26 protein-coding genes are annotated in these 12,814 nt (G+C 53.1%); all 26 read left to right on the top strand.

The features are described from left to right. Positions 1 to 5 precede the first annotated feature (5 nt). The 26 genes from rplD to rplQ all read left to right on the top strand — a co-directional run bounded on the left by rplD (position 6) and on the right by rplQ (position 12,645). On the top strand, positions 6 to 611 hold the full coding sequence (rplD, locus tag ACB032_RS19695; RefSeq protein WP_005340616.1) for a 50S ribosomal protein L4: 606 nt from the start codon (positions 6 to 8) through the stop codon (positions 609 to 611). After that, positions 608 to 910, top strand: coding sequence for a 50S ribosomal protein L23 (rplW, locus tag ACB032_RS19700; RefSeq protein WP_005307955.1), 303 nt, complete (start codon positions 608 to 610; stop codon positions 908 to 910). The genes rplD and rplW overlap by 4 nt, the downstream gene beginning before the upstream one ends. Before the next feature lie 15 nt (positions 911 to 925). After that, a complete protein-coding gene (rplB, locus tag ACB032_RS19705) occupies positions 926 to 1,747 on the top strand; it encodes a 50S ribosomal protein L2 (RefSeq protein WP_005307957.1) in 822 nt (273 codons plus the stop codon). Between the two features lie 22 nt (positions 1,748 to 1,769). Then, the gene (rpsS, locus tag ACB032_RS19710; protein ID WP_005307960.1) at positions 1,770 to 2,048 is read left to right on the top strand and encodes a 30S ribosomal protein S19; all 279 of its coding nucleotides are present in this window, start codon (positions 1,770 to 1,772) and stop codon (positions 2,046 to 2,048) included. A gap of 10 nt (positions 2,049 to 2,058) precedes the next feature. Further along, complete coding sequence (gene rplV / locus ACB032_RS19715; RefSeq protein ID WP_011704314.1) at positions 2,059 to 2,403, top strand: 50S ribosomal protein L22; 345 nt, start codon at positions 2,059 to 2,061, stop codon at positions 2,401 to 2,403. A 3-nt stretch (positions 2,404 to 2,406) separates the two neighbouring features. Further along, positions 2,407 to 3,120, top strand: a complete 714-nt coding sequence (rpsC, locus tag ACB032_RS19720; RefSeq protein ID WP_005331168.1) for a 30S ribosomal protein S3 — start codon at positions 2,407 to 2,409, stop codon at positions 3,118 to 3,120. Positions 3,121 to 3,133: 13 nt separating this feature from the next. After that, on the top strand, positions 3,134 to 3,547 hold the full coding sequence (gene rplP, locus ACB032_RS19725) for a 50S ribosomal protein L16 (protein WP_005307963.1): 414 nt from the start codon (positions 3,134 to 3,136) through the stop codon (positions 3,545 to 3,547). Beyond that, a complete protein-coding gene (gene rpmC / locus ACB032_RS19730) occupies positions 3,547 to 3,738 on the top strand; it encodes a 50S ribosomal protein L29 (RefSeq protein ID WP_005307965.1) in 192 nt (63 codons plus the stop codon). Before rplP ends, rpmC begins: the two co-directional genes overlap by 1 nt. Beyond that, positions 3,738 to 3,986, top strand: a complete 249-nt coding sequence (gene rpsQ / locus ACB032_RS19735) for a 30S ribosomal protein S17 (protein WP_005307966.1) — start codon at positions 3,738 to 3,740, stop codon at positions 3,984 to 3,986. The genes rpmC and rpsQ overlap by 1 nt, the downstream gene beginning before the upstream one ends. A gap of 147 nt (positions 3,987 to 4,133) precedes the next feature. Next, a complete protein-coding gene (gene rplN / locus ACB032_RS19740) occupies positions 4,134 to 4,502 on the top strand; it encodes a 50S ribosomal protein L14 (protein ID WP_005307975.1) in 369 nt (122 codons plus the stop codon). Positions 4,503 to 4,513: 11 nt separating this feature from the next. Beyond that, on the top strand, positions 4,514 to 4,831 hold the full coding sequence (gene rplX / locus ACB032_RS19745) for a 50S ribosomal protein L24 (protein WP_005307977.1): 318 nt from the start codon (positions 4,514 to 4,516) through the stop codon (positions 4,829 to 4,831). A gap of 13 nt (positions 4,832 to 4,844) precedes the next feature. Further along, entirely contained in the window at positions 4,845 to 5,384 is a 540-nt protein-coding gene (gene rplE, locus ACB032_RS19750) for a 50S ribosomal protein L5 (RefSeq protein ID WP_005331162.1), read from the top strand. 10 nt (positions 5,385 to 5,394) lie between these two features. After that, complete coding sequence (gene rpsN, locus ACB032_RS19755; RefSeq protein ID WP_011704315.1) at positions 5,395 to 5,700, top strand: 30S ribosomal protein S14; 306 nt, start codon at positions 5,395 to 5,397, stop codon at positions 5,698 to 5,700. Between the two features lie 21 nt (positions 5,701 to 5,721). Further along, positions 5,722 to 6,114: a 30S ribosomal protein S8 gene (gene rpsH / locus ACB032_RS19760; RefSeq protein WP_011704316.1), complete on the top strand. Its 393-nt coding sequence runs from the start codon at positions 5,722 to 5,724 to the stop codon at positions 6,112 to 6,114. Positions 6,115 to 6,127: 13 nt separating this feature from the next. Next, the gene (rplF, locus tag ACB032_RS19765; RefSeq protein WP_005307981.1) at positions 6,128 to 6,661 is read left to right on the top strand and encodes a 50S ribosomal protein L6; all 534 of its coding nucleotides are present in this window, start codon (positions 6,128 to 6,130) and stop codon (positions 6,659 to 6,661) included. Between the two features lie 9 nt (positions 6,662 to 6,670). Next, the gene (gene rplR / locus ACB032_RS19770) at positions 6,671 to 7,024 is read left to right on the top strand and encodes a 50S ribosomal protein L18 (RefSeq protein WP_011704317.1); all 354 of its coding nucleotides are present in this window, start codon (positions 6,671 to 6,673) and stop codon (positions 7,022 to 7,024) included. Between the two features lie 14 nt (positions 7,025 to 7,038). After that, positions 7,039 to 7,539 carry a 30S ribosomal protein S5 gene (rpsE, locus tag ACB032_RS19775; protein WP_011704318.1) on the top strand — a complete coding sequence of 167 codons (501 nt, stop codon included), beginning with the start codon at positions 7,039 to 7,041 and terminating at the stop codon, positions 7,537 to 7,539. A gap of 6 nt (positions 7,540 to 7,545) precedes the next feature. Further along, on the top strand, positions 7,546 to 7,725 hold the full coding sequence (gene rpmD, locus ACB032_RS19780; RefSeq protein WP_005307985.1) for a 50S ribosomal protein L30: 180 nt from the start codon (positions 7,546 to 7,548) through the stop codon (positions 7,723 to 7,725). A 2-nt stretch (positions 7,726 to 7,727) separates the two neighbouring features. Next, entirely contained in the window at positions 7,728 to 8,165 is a 438-nt protein-coding gene (gene rplO, locus ACB032_RS19785) for a 50S ribosomal protein L15 (RefSeq protein WP_005307987.1), read from the top strand. A gap of 8 nt (positions 8,166 to 8,173) precedes the next feature. Then, complete coding sequence (gene secY, locus ACB032_RS19790; protein ID WP_010672567.1) at positions 8,174 to 9,502, top strand: preprotein translocase subunit SecY; 1,329 nt, start codon at positions 8,174 to 8,176, stop codon at positions 9,500 to 9,502. Positions 9,503 to 9,529: 27 nt separating this feature from the next. Continuing rightward, positions 9,530 to 9,643: a 50S ribosomal protein L36 gene (rpmJ, locus tag ACB032_RS19795; RefSeq protein WP_005319705.1), complete on the top strand. Its 114-nt coding sequence runs from the start codon at positions 9,530 to 9,532 to the stop codon at positions 9,641 to 9,643. A gap of 139 nt (positions 9,644 to 9,782) precedes the next feature. Further along, the gene (gene rpsM, locus ACB032_RS19800) at positions 9,783 to 10,139 is read left to right on the top strand and encodes a 30S ribosomal protein S13 (protein WP_005307991.1); all 357 of its coding nucleotides are present in this window, start codon (positions 9,783 to 9,785) and stop codon (positions 10,137 to 10,139) included. A 14-nt stretch (positions 10,140 to 10,153) separates the two neighbouring features. Further along, a complete protein-coding gene (gene rpsK / locus ACB032_RS19805; protein WP_005319702.1) occupies positions 10,154 to 10,543 on the top strand; it encodes a 30S ribosomal protein S11 in 390 nt (129 codons plus the stop codon). 39 nt (positions 10,544 to 10,582) lie between these two features. Then, complete coding sequence (gene rpsD, locus ACB032_RS19810) at positions 10,583 to 11,203, top strand: 30S ribosomal protein S4 (RefSeq protein WP_011704319.1); 621 nt, start codon at positions 10,583 to 10,585, stop codon at positions 11,201 to 11,203. A gap of 25 nt (positions 11,204 to 11,228) precedes the next feature. Further along, complete coding sequence (gene rpoA, locus ACB032_RS19815; RefSeq protein ID WP_005307997.1) at positions 11,229 to 12,218, top strand: DNA-directed RNA polymerase subunit alpha; 990 nt, start codon at positions 11,229 to 11,231, stop codon at positions 12,216 to 12,218. A gap of 43 nt (positions 12,219 to 12,261) precedes the next feature. Then, positions 12,262 to 12,645 carry a 50S ribosomal protein L17 gene (gene rplQ / locus ACB032_RS19820; protein ID WP_005307999.1) on the top strand — a complete coding sequence of 128 codons (384 nt, stop codon included), beginning with the start codon at positions 12,262 to 12,264 and terminating at the stop codon, positions 12,643 to 12,645. The last annotated feature ends 169 nt before the right edge of the window (positions 12,646 to 12,814 follow it).

Genomic DNA, 12,814 nt, shown 5'->3' on the forward strand with positions numbered 1-12,814 from the left:
TAGTAATGGAATTGGTAATGAAAGACGCCAAGAGCGCTCTTGAAGTTTCCGAGACTACCTTCGGGCGCGAATTCAACGAAGCTCTGGTTCACCAGGTTGTCGTTGCTTATGCCGCTGGTGCCCGTCAGGGTACTCGTGCGCAGCTGACTCGCTCTGAAGTGTCTGGTGGCGGCAAAAAGCCGTGGCGTCAGAAGGGTACTGGTCGTGCCCGTGCTGGCTCCATCCGTTCGCCCATTTGGCGTTCCGGTGGTGTGACTTTTGCAGCTAAGCCGCAAGATCACAGCCAGAAAGTAAACAAGAAGATGTACCGCGGCGCTATCCGTAGCATCCTGTCCGAGCTGGTACGTCAAGAGCGCCTGATCGTTGTTGAGAAGTTCGGCATCGAAGCTCCGAAGACCAAAGAACTGATCGCCAAGCTGAAAGAAATGGAACTGACTGACGTTCTGATCGTGACTGCTGAAGTCGATGAGAACCTGTTCCTGGCTGCTCGTAACCTGTACAAAGTTGACGTGCGTGACGTGGCCGGTATCGACCCGGTCAGCCTGATCGCTTTCGACAAGGTTCTGATGACTGCTGACGCAGTTAAGCAAATCGAGGAGATGCTGGCATGATCCGTGAAGAGCGTCTGCTGAAAGTTCTGAAGGCTCCGCACATCTCTGAAAAGAGCACCATGGTCGCAGAAAAGCAGAACACTATCGTGTTCAAAGTTGCTGTTGATGCCACCAAGGCGGAAGTCAAAGCTGCAGTTGCGAAACTGTTCGAGGTCGAAGTTGAGACCGTCCGTACCCTGAACATGAAGGGTAAGACCAAGCGCGCAGGTGCACGCGTAGGCCGTCGTTCCGATTGGAAAAAGGCTTATGTGACCCTGAAAGCTGGTCAGGACATCGACTTCATGGGCGCAGCCGAGTAAGAGGAGTTCTGAAAAATGGCAATCGTTAAGTGCAAGCCTACTTCTCCGGGCCGCCGCCACGTCGTCAAGATCGTCAACCAAGACCTGTACAAGGGCAAGCCCTTTGCAGCTCTGCTGGACAAGAAAGACAAGTCCGGTGGTCGTAACAACAACGGCCGCATCACCACCCGTCACATCGGCGGTGGTCACAAGCAACACTACCGTATCGTCGACTTCAAGCGCGACAAAGACGGTATCCCGGCCAAAGTAGAGCGCCTGGAATACGATCCTAACCGTACCGCAAACATCGCCCTGGTGCTGTATGCAGACGGTGAGCGTCGTTACATCCTGGCTCCGAAAGGCCTGAAAGCTGGTGATGCAATCGCTTCTGGTGCTGATGCCGCAATCAAGGTAGGTAACACCCTGCCGATGCGCAACATCCCGGTCGGTTCTACCGTTCACGCTGTTGAGATGAAGCCTGGTAAAGGTGCCCAGCTGGCTCGTTCCGCTGGTACTTTCATCCAGATTCTGGCTCGTGAAGGTAACTATGTAACTCTGCGTCTGCGTTCCGGCGAAGTACGTAAAGTTCTGGCCGAGTGCCGCGCCACCATCGGTGAAGTTGGTAACTCCGAGCACATGCTGCGTCAACTGGGTAAAGCCGGTGCAAACCGCTGGCGTGGTATTCGTCCGACCGTTCGCGGTATGGCGATGAACCCGGTCGACCACCCGCACGGTGGTGGTGAGGGTCGCAACAAGGGCATGCAGCCTGTGTCCCCATGGGGCCAGAAGGCTAAAGGCTTCAAGACCCGTAAGAACAAGCGTACCGACAAGTACATCGTACGTCGTCGTAACAAGTAATTGTTAACATAGAGGAATCACCATGCCACGTTCTCTCAAGAAGGGTCCATTTATTGACCTGCACTTGCTGAAGAAGGTAGAGAAAGCGGTGGAAAGCGGGGATAAAAAGCCGGTTAAGACCTGGTCCCGTCGTTCAATGATCATCCCGAACATGATCGGTTTGACCATCGCTGTCCATAATGGTCGTCAGCACGTTCCGGTTTTCGTTACCGAAGAAATGATCGGTCACAAACTGGGTGAATTCGCACCGACTCGTACTTATCGCGGCCATGCTGCTGATAAGAAGGCTAAGAAGCGCTAAGGGATAAATGATGGAAGCTATCGCTAAACACCGTTATGCCCGTACTTCTGCCCAGAAAGCTCGTCTGGTAGCCGATCAAGTACGTGGTCTGTCCGTAGACAAGGCTCTGAACATCCTGACCTTCAGCCCGAAAAAGGCTGCAGCTCTGGTGAAGAAAGTGCTGGAATCTGCCATTGCAAACGCTGAGCACAACGAAGGCGCCGATATCGACGCGCTGCGTGTTGCTACTATCATGGTCGACGAAGGTCCCTCCATGAAGCGCATCCGTCCGCGTGCCAAAGGTCGTGCGGATCGTATCCTCAAGCGTACCGCTCACATCACCGTAGTGGTATCCGACGCTAAGGCTGGGAGATAAGCAATGGGTCAGAAAGTACATCCTAATGGCATTCGCCTGGGTATTACCAAGCCTTGGAATTCTACCTGGTTCGCGAACACCAAAGACTTCGCTGACAACCTGTACAGCGATTTTCAAGTACGCCAGTTCCTGACCAAGGAACTGAAAAACGCGTCCTTGTCCAAGATCACCATCGAGCGTCCGGCCAAGAGCATCCGTGTGACCATTCACACCGCTCGTCCGGGTGTTGTGATCGGTAAGAAAGGCGAAGACGTTGAGAAACTGCGCAAAGCTGTAGCCGCAATTGCTGGCGTGCCTGCTCAGATCAACATTTCCGAAGTCCGCAAGCCGGAGCTGGATGGCAAACTGGTTGCCGACAGCATCACTTCCCAGCTGGAGCGTCGTGTAATGTTCCGTCGTGCTATGAAGCGCGCCGTACAGAACGCAATGCGCCTGGGTGCCAAGGGCATCAAAGTGGAAGTTTCCGGTCGTCTGGGCGGCGCTGAAATCGCGCGTACCGAATGGTACCGTGAAGGTCGTGTGCCGTTGCACACCCTGCGTGCCGACATCGACTACGCAACTTCTGAAGCCCACACCACTTACGGTGTGATCGGCGTTAAAGTTTGGATCTTCAAGGGCGAAGTTCTGGGCGGTCTGGCTGCTGTTAATGCCGCTGCTGCTCAAGAGCAAGCTCCTGCAAAGCCCAAGCGTGACAACAAGCGCCGCGCTGCTAAGTAAGGAGATTCGGTAAATGTTGCAACCAAAGCGTACTAAATTCCGCAAGACCCACAAGGGTCGTAACCGCGGTCTGGCCAACTCTGGTAACGAAGTATCCTTCGGTACCTTTGGCCTGAAGGCGACATCCCGTGGTCAACTGACTGCTCGTCAAATCGAAGCAGCCCGTCGTGCCATGACCCGTCACGTTAAGCGTCAAGGCAAGATCTGGATCCGTGTGTTCCCGGACAAGCCCATCACCGAAAAGCCCCTCGAAGTTCGTATGGGTAAAGGTAAGGGTAACGTGGAATACTGGGTTTGCCCGATCCAGCCTGGCAAGGTTCTGTACGAGATGGATGGTGTACCTGAGGCTCTGGCGCGTGAAGCGTTTGCCCTGGCCGCAGCTAAGCTGTCCGTTCAGACCACTTTCGTAATTAAGACGGTGATGTGATGAAAGCCCAAGATCTGCGTCAAAAGAGCGTCGAAGAACTGAACCAGGAGCTGCTGGGTCTGCTGCGTGAGCAATTCAACATGCGCATGCAAGCTTCCACCGGCCAGCTGGCTCAGACTCACACTCTGAAACAAGTGCGTCGTGACGTCGCACGTATCAAGACTGTACTGACTGAGAAGGCAGGTGCGTAATGACTGACAAGATCCGTACTCTGCAAGGTCGTGTAATCAGCGACAAGATGGATAAGTCCATCACTGTTGCTATCGAGCGCAAGGTAAAGCACCCGATCTACGGTAAGATCATCAAGCGCACTACCAAGCTGCACGTACATGATGAAAACAACGAATGCAAAGCTGGCGACCTCGTGGAAATCCGCGAATGCCGCCCGCTGTCCAAGACCAAGTCCTGGACCCTGGTTGCCGTTGTAGAAAAGGCCTAATCGGTACTTTGTAGTCCAAACGGCCCCTTAGCGGGGCCGTTTGTTTTTTAGGCTACCTTTTCTAAAAATCCTGTGTTATAGTTTCGCGCCTTTTGAAGGCAGCCAGATCCCGAGAGGGATAAGAAGTAAACAAAGCGGAGCACTAAGATGATCCAGATGCAAAGTATGCTGGGTGTTGCCGACAACTCCGGCGCTCGCAGTGTAATGTGTATTAAGGTTCTGGGTGGTTCGCACCGCCGTTACGCCGGCATCGGCGACATCATCAAGGTTTCCATCAAGGAAGCCATTCCTCGCGGTAAAGTGAAGAAAGGTGATGTGTATAACGCGGTGGTCGTACGCACCCGTAAAGGCGTTCGTCGTCCGGACGGCTCTGTCATCCGTTTCGACAACAATGCGGCTGTGTTGCTTAACAACAACCAACAGCCAATCGGTACTCGTATTTTTGGCCCGGTGACTCGTGAACTGCGTAATGAGAAGTTCATGAAGATTGTGTCCCTGGCACCCGAAGTACTGTAAGGAGTCGAACGATGGCAGCTAAAATCCGTCGCGAAGACGAAGTGATTGTTCTTACCGGCAAAGACAAGGGCAAGCGTGGCAAAGTCACTCAAGTCCTGATTGCAAAAGGTAAGGTAATCGTGGAAGGCATCAACCAGGTGAAGAAACACCAGAAGCCGGTACCCGCACTGGGTCAGGCTGGCGGTATCGTCACCAAAGAAGCCCCCATCGATGTATCTAACGTAGCGCTGTTCAACTCTGCCACTGGCAAGGCTGACCGCGTTGGTTTCCGGATTGAAGACGGCAAAAAAGTCCGTTTCTTCAAATCCACCGGCGAACTTGTGAAGTAATTGGAGTTTAACGATGGCGAAACTGCATGATTACTACAAATCCGATGTAGTAAATGAACTGTCCAAACAGTTCGGTTACAAGACTATCATGCAAGTCCCTCGGATCGAGAAAATCACCCTGAACATGGGTGTTGGTGAAGCGATCTCTGACAAGAAATTGCTGGAAAATGCTGCTGCCGATATGGCTGCCATTTCCGGTCAGAAGCCGCTGATCACCAAAGCTCGCAAATCTGTTGCGGGCTTCAAGATTCGTGAAGGCTACCCGATAGGTTGTAAAGTAACCCTGCGTGGCGAGCGTATGTGGGAGTTCCTGGAACGGCTGATTTGCATCTCCGTACCGCGTATCCGTGACTTCCGTGGCCTGAACGCTAAAGCGTTCGACGGTCGTGGTAACTACTCCATGGGCGTGCGTGAGCAAATCATCTTCCCGGAAATCGACTATGACAAGGTCGATCGCGTCCGTGGTCTGGATATCACCATCACCACTTCCGCGAATACCGATGAAGAAGGCCGTGCTCTGCTGGCTGCCTTTAACTTCCCATTCCGCAAGTAAGGTTAGGGTTATGGCTAAAACTTCCATGAAAGCACGTGAAGCAAAGCGTGCGAAGCTGGTAGCCAAGTTCGCCTCCAAGCGAACCGAGCTGAAAGCTATCATTGTTGATATGAACGCTTCTGAAGAAGCGCGTTGGGATGCTGTCCTGCAACTGCAACAGCTGCCCCGTGATTCCAGTCCGTCCCGCCAGCGTAACCGTTGCAATATTACTGGTCGTCCGCACGGTTTCCTGCGCAAGTTTGGCCTGTCTCGCATCAAGGTGCGTGAGCATGCCATGAAGGGCGAAATTCCGGGCCTGAAGAAGGCTTCTTGGTAACGAATCTCGGGAGTTAGACTTATGAGCATGCAAGATCCGATCGCGGATATGCTGACCCGCATCCGTAACGGTCAGGCGGCGAGCAAAGTTGCGGTTTCCATGCCTTCTTCCAAGCTGAAAGTGGCTATCGCCAAAGTGCTGAAAGAAGAAGGTTACATCACTGGCTACTCCGTAGCTGGTGACGTGAAGCCGGAACTGGAAATTGAACTGAAATATTTCCAGGGCAAGCCAGTTGTAGAACTGATCCAACGCGTGAGCCGTCCCGGCCTGCGTATTTACAAGCGCACTACTGATCTGCCGAAAGTTATGGGCGGTCTCGGTGTTGCTATCGTGTCCACGTCTAAAGGTGTGATGACTGACCGTGCTGCCCGCAAAGCAAGCATGGGCGGTGAGATCATCTGCTACGTCGCTTAATAGGAGGTAGGAAATGTCTCGTGTTGCTAAGGCACCCGTCACTATTCCTGCTGGCGTAGAGGTGACTCTGAACGGCCAGGAACTGTCCATCAAAGGTGGTAAAGGTTCCCTGGTTCGCTCTATTCACGCCGGTGTAGAAGTGACCAAAGAAGACAATGTACTGAAGTTCGCCCCGCGCGACGGCATCGCTGGTGCTGACGCTCAGGCCGGTACTGCCCGTGCATTGGTCAACAACATGGTAATCGGTGTTACCCAAGGCTTCGAGCGCAAGCTGCAGCTGGTTGGTGTAGGTTATAAAGCCTCCATCAAGGGCAATGCTGTTGCGCTGGCTCTGGGCTTCTCTCACCCGGTAGAGCATGCGCTGCCGGCTGGTGTGACCGCTGAGTGCCCGACTGCCACAGAAATCGTTCTGCGTGGTGTCGACAAGCAGCTGGTTGGCCAAGTCGCCGCCGATATCCGTGCTTACCGCGCTCCGGAGCCCTACAAGGGCAAGGGTGTACGCTATGCCAACGAGCAAGTGCGTACTAAAGAAGCTAAGAAGAAGTAAGGTAACACTATGGACAAGAAAGCAGCTCGTCTCCGTCGTGCTACTCGTGCTCGGAAAAAGATGCAGGAACTGGGAGCTACCCGTCTGGTTGTTCACCGTACCCCGCGTCATATCTATGCGCAGGTTATTGCAGCCAACGGTTCCGAAGTTCTGGCCTCTGCTTCCACAGTAGAGAAAGCCATCAGTGAAGCTATTAAATACACCGGTAACGCTGATGCAGCGACCGCGGTAGGTAAAGCAATCGCTGAGCGTGCTATTGCCAAAGGCGTTCAGAACGTATCTTTCGATCGTTCCGGTTTCAAGTATCACGGTCGCATCGCTGCTCTGGCAGCTGCTGCACGTGACGCTGGTCTTCAGTTCTAAGCTAGGAGTCGAAGATGGCTAAAGTCGAATCTCAAGCCGGCGAACTGCAAGAAAAGCTGATTGCAGTAAACCGTGTTTCGAAAACTGTTAAAGGTGGTCGTATCATGTCCTTCACCGCGTTGACCGTGGTGGGTGATGGTAACGGCCGTGTAGGTTACGGTTACGGTAAAGCCCGTGAAGTTCCCGCCGCTATTCAAAAAGCGATGGAACAGGCTAAGCGTAACCTGAACAAGGTTGAGCTGAACAACGGCACTCTGCACCACCCGGTGCGCGGTGTTCACTCTGGTTCCACCGTGTTCATGAAGCCGGCCTCTCAAGGTACTGGTATCATTGCAGGCGGCGCCATGCGTGCTGTTCTGGAAGTTGCTGGTATCCACAACGTGCTGGCCAAGACCTACGGTTCCACCAACCCAATCAACGTTGTTCGCGCAACTGTCGACGCTCTGGTACAGGGTCAATCCCCGGCCCAGATCGCTGCCAAGCGTGGTCTGCGCGTTGAAGAAATTCTGGGGTAATGCGACATGGCTAACACTGTAAAAGTAACTCAAACTCGCAGCTCTATCGGCCGTCTGCCAAAGCACAAGGCGACTCTGCGTGGTCTGGGTCTGCGTCGCATTGGTCACACCGTTGAGCTGGAAGATACTCCCTGCGTACGCGGCATGATCAACCAGGTTTATTACATGGTTAAGGTGGAGGGCTAAGCATGCGTCTGAATACTCTGTCTCCGGCCGCTGGCTCCAAGCGCGTTAAGCACCGTCCGGGCCGTGGTATCGGTTCTGGTCTGGGCAAGACCGGTGGTCGTGGTGTTAAAGGTCAAACCTCTCGTTCCGGTGGCGGCAAAGTCCGCAACGGTTTCGAAGGCGGCCAGATGCCTTTGAAAATCCGTCTGCCGAAGTTCGGTTTCTTCTCCCGCAAATCTTTGGTTTCTGCCGAAGTGCGCCTGAACGAAATCGCCCTGGTAGAAGGTGATGTGGTCGACGTGAGCACTCTGAAGCAAGCCGGTGTTATTACTAAAAACATCGTGTTCGCTAAAGTTGTTCTCTCTGGCAACATTGACCGTGCTGTGACCGTTCGTGGTCTGTCCGTCACCAAAGGTGCACGTGCAGCCATCGAGGCCGCTGGCGGTAAAATCGAGGAATAATCAGTACAATGGCTAAGAAACCAGGATTGGATGTTAAAGCACAGGGTGGTCTGAGTGAACTGAAGAGCCGTCTGCTCTTCGTTCTCGGGGCGATTATCGTTTTCCGTGCAGGCTCTTATGTGCCGATTCCTGGTATTGACGCCGCCGTACTGGCCGAGTTGTTCCAACAACAGAAGGGCACCATCATTGAGATGTTCAACATGTTCAGTGGTGGTGCACTCTCGCGTGCTTCTATTCTTGCGCTGGGGATCATGCCGTACATTTCGGCGTCGATCATTATCCAGCTGCTGACTGTGGTTCACCCCGCTCTTGCTGAACTCAAGAAGGAAGGTGAATCCGGCCGTCGCAAGATTAGCCAATATACCCGTTGGGGCACGCTGGTTTTGGGAACGTTCCAGGCCATTGGTATTGCAACCGGTCTGCCGAATATGATGCAAGGACTCGTGACTCATCCGGGTTTGGGCTTCTATTTCACGGCCGTTGTGAGTCTGGTCACCGGCACCATGTTCTTGATGTGGTTGGGTGAGCAGATTACCGAGCGTGGGATTGGTAATGGTATCTCGTTGATTATCTTCACAGGTATCGTTGCTGGTCTGCCTCATGCCATTGGCGCTACGGCCGAACAGGCACGTCAAGGGGAATTGCACATCCTGCTGTTGTTGTTGCTGGGCTTGATTGTTTTCGCAGTGACTTACTTTGTGGTGTTCGTGGAGCGTGGTCAGCGTCGTATCGTCGTTAACTATGCCAAGCGTCAACAAGGCCGCCAGGTATTTGCCGCGCAAAGCACACACTTGCCGTTGAAAGTGAATATGGCCGGTGTGATTCCTGCGATTTTCGCATCCAGCATCATCCTCTTCCCAGGGACCATTACCTCTTGGTTTGGTCAGGGCGAGGGCAAGATCGCTGACATCCTGCAACAGGTCTCTATGGTCCTGCAGCCGGGTCAGCCCTTGTATGAGATGCTCTATGCAGCAGCCATTATCTTCTTCTGCTTCTTCTATACCGCGCTGGTGTTCAACCCCCGCGAGACAGCAGACAACCTGAAGAAGAGTGGAGCCTTTATCCCGGGGATCCGCCCGGGCGAGCAGACAGCACGTTATATCGATAAGGTTATGACTCGCCTGACATTGGCAGGTGCGCTCTATATAACCTTTATCTGTCTGGTACCCCAGTTCTTGATGACTGCCTGGAACGTACAGTTCTACTTCGGTGGCACCTCGCTGCTGATTATCGTGGTAGTTATCATGGACTTCATGGCTCAGGTTCAGACCCATATGATGTCTCATCAGTATGGTGATGTCCTGAGGAAGGCCAACCTGAAGGGCTACGGCCGCTAAAGGTCGGCGTAGTTACGGAGTTAAGCAATGAAAGTTCGTGCTTCCGTTAAGGCAATCTGCCGTAACTGCAAAATCATCAAGCGTCACGGTGTGGTGCGTGTGATTTGCAGCGAGCCAAAGCATAAACAGCGCCAAGGCTAATTTTTTACGGTTAGTACTTGCAACAAATAGTTGTGCTGGCTAATATAGCCAGCCAACTTTTGTTGTGTATTGGTTGACCGCCACGTATCCGCTCACGGGCTTTGTGGTGGTCGTAATCTACTATATGTAGGAGTGAATAGTGGCCCGTATCGCTGGCATTAACATTCCTGACCATAAGCATGCAGTCATTGCTTTGACTGCTATTTATGGCGTCGGTCGTACCCGCTCCAAGGCCATCTGTGCCGCAGCCGGTATCGCTGAGAATGTGAAAATTAAAGACCTGGACGAAGCTCAGATCGAGAGTCTGCGTGAACAAGTAGGTAAATTCACCGTTGAAGGTGACCTGCGTCGTCAGATTTCCATGAACATCAAGCGATTGATGGATCTGGGTTGCTACCGTGGTTTGCGTCACCGTCGTAGCCTGCCTGTTCGTGGTCAACGTACCAAGACCAACGCTCGTACCCGTAAGGGTCCGCGCAAGGCTATCAAGAAGTAACGGGAAGGTAGAAAATGGCTAAAACTCCGACTCGTGCTCGCAAGCGCGTTAAAAAGCAAGTGAGCGACGGTATTGCGCACGTTCATGCATCTTTCAACAACACAATCGTGACCATTACTGACCGTCAGGGCAATGCTCTGTCATGGGCTACCTCTGGTGGTTCAGGTTTCCGTGGTTCCCGTAAGTCCACTCCGTTTGCTGCCCAGGTAGCTGCTGAGCGTGCTGGTGAGATCGCCAAAGAATACGGCGTGAAGAACCTGGAAGTCATGGTCAAAGGTCCGGGTCCCGGTCGTGAGTCTTCCATCCGCGCTCTGAACGCGGCTGGTTTCCGCATCACTAATATTACTGATGTGACTCCGATCCCGCACAACGGTTGTCGTCCTCCCAAGAAGCGCCGCGTGTAACGCTGTAGCTACTTGGTCTAGGATTGTTGGAGAAAGAAGATGGCAAGATATATCGGTCCTAAGCTTAAGCTTAGCCGTCGTGAGGGCACCGACCTCTTCCTGAAGTCTGGTGTTCGTGCGATTGATTCTAAGTGCAAGATTGACACCGTTCCTGGTCAACACGGTGCGCGTAAAGCGCGTCTGTCTGACTACGGTGTTCAGCTGCGCGAGAAACAAAAAGTTCGTCGTATCTACGGCGTATTGGAAAAACAGTTCCGCAACTACTACCGCGACGCTGCCCGTCAAAAGGGTAACACCGGTGAAAACCTGTTGCAGCTGCTGGAAGGTCGTTTGGACAACGTTGTTTACCGTATGGGCTTCGGCGCTACCCGTGCTGAATCTCGTCAGCTGGTGAGCCACAAGGCCATCATGGTCAACGGTCGCGTTGTGAACATTCCTTCTTTCCAGGTTTCCCCTGAGGACGTGATCTGCGTTCGTGAGAAGGCTAAGAAGCAAGCGCGTATCAAAGCATCCCTCGAGGTTGCTGGTCAGCGCGAGAAGCCGACTTGGGTAGAGGTTGATGCCGCTAAAATGGAAGGTGCTTTCAAGCGTCTGCCAGAGCGTTCCGACCTGTCTGCCGACATTAACGAACAGCTGATCGTCGAGCTTTACTCCAAGTAAAGCTAGCTTCTAAAGAGAGGACACAATGCTGGGTTCTGTAACAGATTTTCTTAAACCGCGGCTAGTTGACATCGAGCAAGTTAGCCCGACTCATGCGAAAGTGACTCTCGAGCCACTTGAGCGTGGCTTTGGTCACACGCTGGGTAATGCCCTGCGTCGTATTTTGCTGTCTTCTATGCCCGGTTGTGCAGTTACTGAAGTCGAAATTGACGGGGTACTGCATGAGTACAGCAGCAAAGAAGGTGTACAGGAAGACATTCTTGAAATCCTGCTCAACCTGAAAGGTATCGCTGTGAAGCTGGAAGGCAAGGACGAGGTAACTCTGTCCCTGACCAAGTCTGGAACAGGCCCCGTTACCGCTGGTGATATCACTCACGGTGATGAAGTCGAGATCGTAAACCCGGAGCACGTAATCTGCCACCTGACTGGTGCCAATGCTGAAATCAGCATGCGCCTGAAAGTTCAGCGCGGTCGTGGTTATGTGCCTGCTTCTGCTCGTGTTCACAACGATGATGAAGAGCGTCCTATTGGTCGCCTGCTGCTGGACTCCGCGTTCAGCCCCATCGTTCGTATTGCCTACAACGTTGAGGCAGCACGTGTGGAGCAGCGTACCGACTTGGACAAGCTGGTCATCGACATGGAGACCAATGGTACTCTGGATCCTGAAGAAGCCATCCGTCGTTCTGCCACTATTCTGGCTGAGCAACTGGAAGCCTTCGTGGATCTGCGCGATGTCAGCGTGCCCGAGAAGAAAGAAGAGAAACCCGAGTTTGATCCGATTCTGCTGCGTCCTGTCGATGATTTGGAGCTGACAGTTCGTTCTGCGAACTGTCTGAAGGCAGAAGCTATCCACTATATTGGTGATCTGGTACAGCGTACCGAAGTTGAGTTGCTTAAGACTCCTAACCTCGGTAAGAAGTCCCTGACTGAGATCAAGGACGTGTTGGCCTCCCGTGGTCTGTCTCTTGGCATGCGCCTCGAGAATTGGCCGCCCGCCAGCATCGCTGACGAGTAATCCAGATTACGGGTTTCACAGATTTAGTTAGAAGGATAAGGTCATGCGCCATCGTTTGAGTGGTCGTCAACTGAACCGGAACAGCAGCCATCGTCAGGCTATGTTCCGCAACATGGCCAGCTCCCTGGTTCGTCATGAGATCATCAAGACGACTCTGCCTAAGGCAAAAGAGCTGCGTCGTGTAGTTGAACCGCTGATCACCCTTGCCAAGACTGATAGCGTTGCTAATCGTCGCCTGGCATTTGCCCGTACTCGCGATAACGCGATCGTGGCTAAGCTGTTCAATGAACTGGGCCCGCGCTACCTGGAGCGCGCCGGCGGTTATACTCGCATTCTGAAATGCGGTTTCCGTGCAGGCGACAACGCCCCTATGGCTTACATTGAGCTGGTAGACCGCCCGGCCGCTGCTGAAGCAGCTGCTGAGTGATAAAGAAAAAGCCGGGCTTGTCCCGGCTTTTCTTTTAATGGATTCTGATACTGCCTCAACTGCCTCAACTGCCTCAACTGCCTCAACTGCCTCAACTGCCTCAACTGCCTCAACTGCCTCAACTGCCTCAACTGCCTCAACTGCCTCAACTGCCTCAACTGCCTCAACT

The sequence above is a fragment of the Aeromonas sp. S5(2024) genome (genome assembly GCF_041403025.1).
Lineage (GTDB): Bacteria > Pseudomonadota > Gammaproteobacteria > Enterobacterales > Aeromonadaceae > Aeromonas > Aeromonas hydrophila.

Bases quoted from the DNA above. Each gene is read 5' to 3' on its own strand.
- rplD (WP_005340616.1), top strand. From the start codon at position 6: ATGGAATTGGTAATGAAAGACGCCAAGAGCGCTCTTGAAGTTTCCGAG.
- rplW (WP_005307955.1), top strand. From the start codon at position 608: ATGATCCGTGAAGAGCGTCTGCTGAAAGTTCTGAAGGCTCCGCACATC.
- rplB (WP_005307957.1), top strand. From the start codon at position 926: ATGGCAATCGTTAAGTGCAAGCCTACTTCTCCGGGCCGCCGCCACGTC.
- rpsS (WP_005307960.1), top strand. From the start codon at position 1,770: ATGCCACGTTCTCTCAAGAAGGGTCCATTTATTGACCTGCACTTGCTG.
- rplV (WP_011704314.1), top strand. From the start codon at position 2,059: ATGGAAGCTATCGCTAAACACCGTTATGCCCGTACTTCTGCCCAGAAA.
- rpsC (WP_005331168.1), top strand. From the start codon at position 2,407: ATGGGTCAGAAAGTACATCCTAATGGCATTCGCCTGGGTATTACCAAG.
- rplP (WP_005307963.1), top strand. From the start codon at position 3,134: ATGTTGCAACCAAAGCGTACTAAATTCCGCAAGACCCACAAGGGTCGT.
- rpmC (WP_005307965.1), top strand. From the start codon at position 3,547: ATGAAAGCCCAAGATCTGCGTCAAAAGAGCGTCGAAGAACTGAACCAG.
- rpsQ (WP_005307966.1), top strand. From the start codon at position 3,738: ATGACTGACAAGATCCGTACTCTGCAAGGTCGTGTAATCAGCGACAAG.
- rplN (WP_005307975.1), top strand. From the start codon at position 4,134: ATGATCCAGATGCAAAGTATGCTGGGTGTTGCCGACAACTCCGGCGCT.
- rplX (WP_005307977.1), top strand. From the start codon at position 4,514: ATGGCAGCTAAAATCCGTCGCGAAGACGAAGTGATTGTTCTTACCGGC.
- rplE (WP_005331162.1), top strand. From the start codon at position 4,845: ATGGCGAAACTGCATGATTACTACAAATCCGATGTAGTAAATGAACTG.
- rpsN (WP_011704315.1), top strand. From the start codon at position 5,395: ATGGCTAAAACTTCCATGAAAGCACGTGAAGCAAAGCGTGCGAAGCTG.
- rpsH (WP_011704316.1), top strand. From the start codon at position 5,722: ATGAGCATGCAAGATCCGATCGCGGATATGCTGACCCGCATCCGTAAC.
- rplF (WP_005307981.1), top strand. From the start codon at position 6,128: ATGTCTCGTGTTGCTAAGGCACCCGTCACTATTCCTGCTGGCGTAGAG.
- rplR (WP_011704317.1), top strand. From the start codon at position 6,671: ATGGACAAGAAAGCAGCTCGTCTCCGTCGTGCTACTCGTGCTCGGAAA.
- rpsE (WP_011704318.1), top strand. From the start codon at position 7,039: ATGGCTAAAGTCGAATCTCAAGCCGGCGAACTGCAAGAAAAGCTGATT.
- rpmD (WP_005307985.1), top strand. From the start codon at position 7,546: ATGGCTAACACTGTAAAAGTAACTCAAACTCGCAGCTCTATCGGCCGT.
- rplO (WP_005307987.1), top strand. From the start codon at position 7,728: ATGCGTCTGAATACTCTGTCTCCGGCCGCTGGCTCCAAGCGCGTTAAG.
- secY (WP_010672567.1), top strand. From the start codon at position 8,174: ATGGCTAAGAAACCAGGATTGGATGTTAAAGCACAGGGTGGTCTGAGT.
- rpmJ (WP_005319705.1), top strand. From the start codon at position 9,530: ATGAAAGTTCGTGCTTCCGTTAAGGCAATCTGCCGTAACTGCAAAATC.
- rpsK (WP_005319702.1), top strand. From the start codon at position 10,154: ATGGCTAAAACTCCGACTCGTGCTCGCAAGCGCGTTAAAAAGCAAGTG.
- rpsD (WP_011704319.1), top strand. From the start codon at position 10,583: ATGGCAAGATATATCGGTCCTAAGCTTAAGCTTAGCCGTCGTGAGGGC.
- rpoA (WP_005307997.1), top strand. From the start codon at position 11,229: ATGCTGGGTTCTGTAACAGATTTTCTTAAACCGCGGCTAGTTGACATC.
- rplQ (WP_005307999.1), top strand. From the start codon at position 12,262: ATGCGCCATCGTTTGAGTGGTCGTCAACTGAACCGGAACAGCAGCCAT.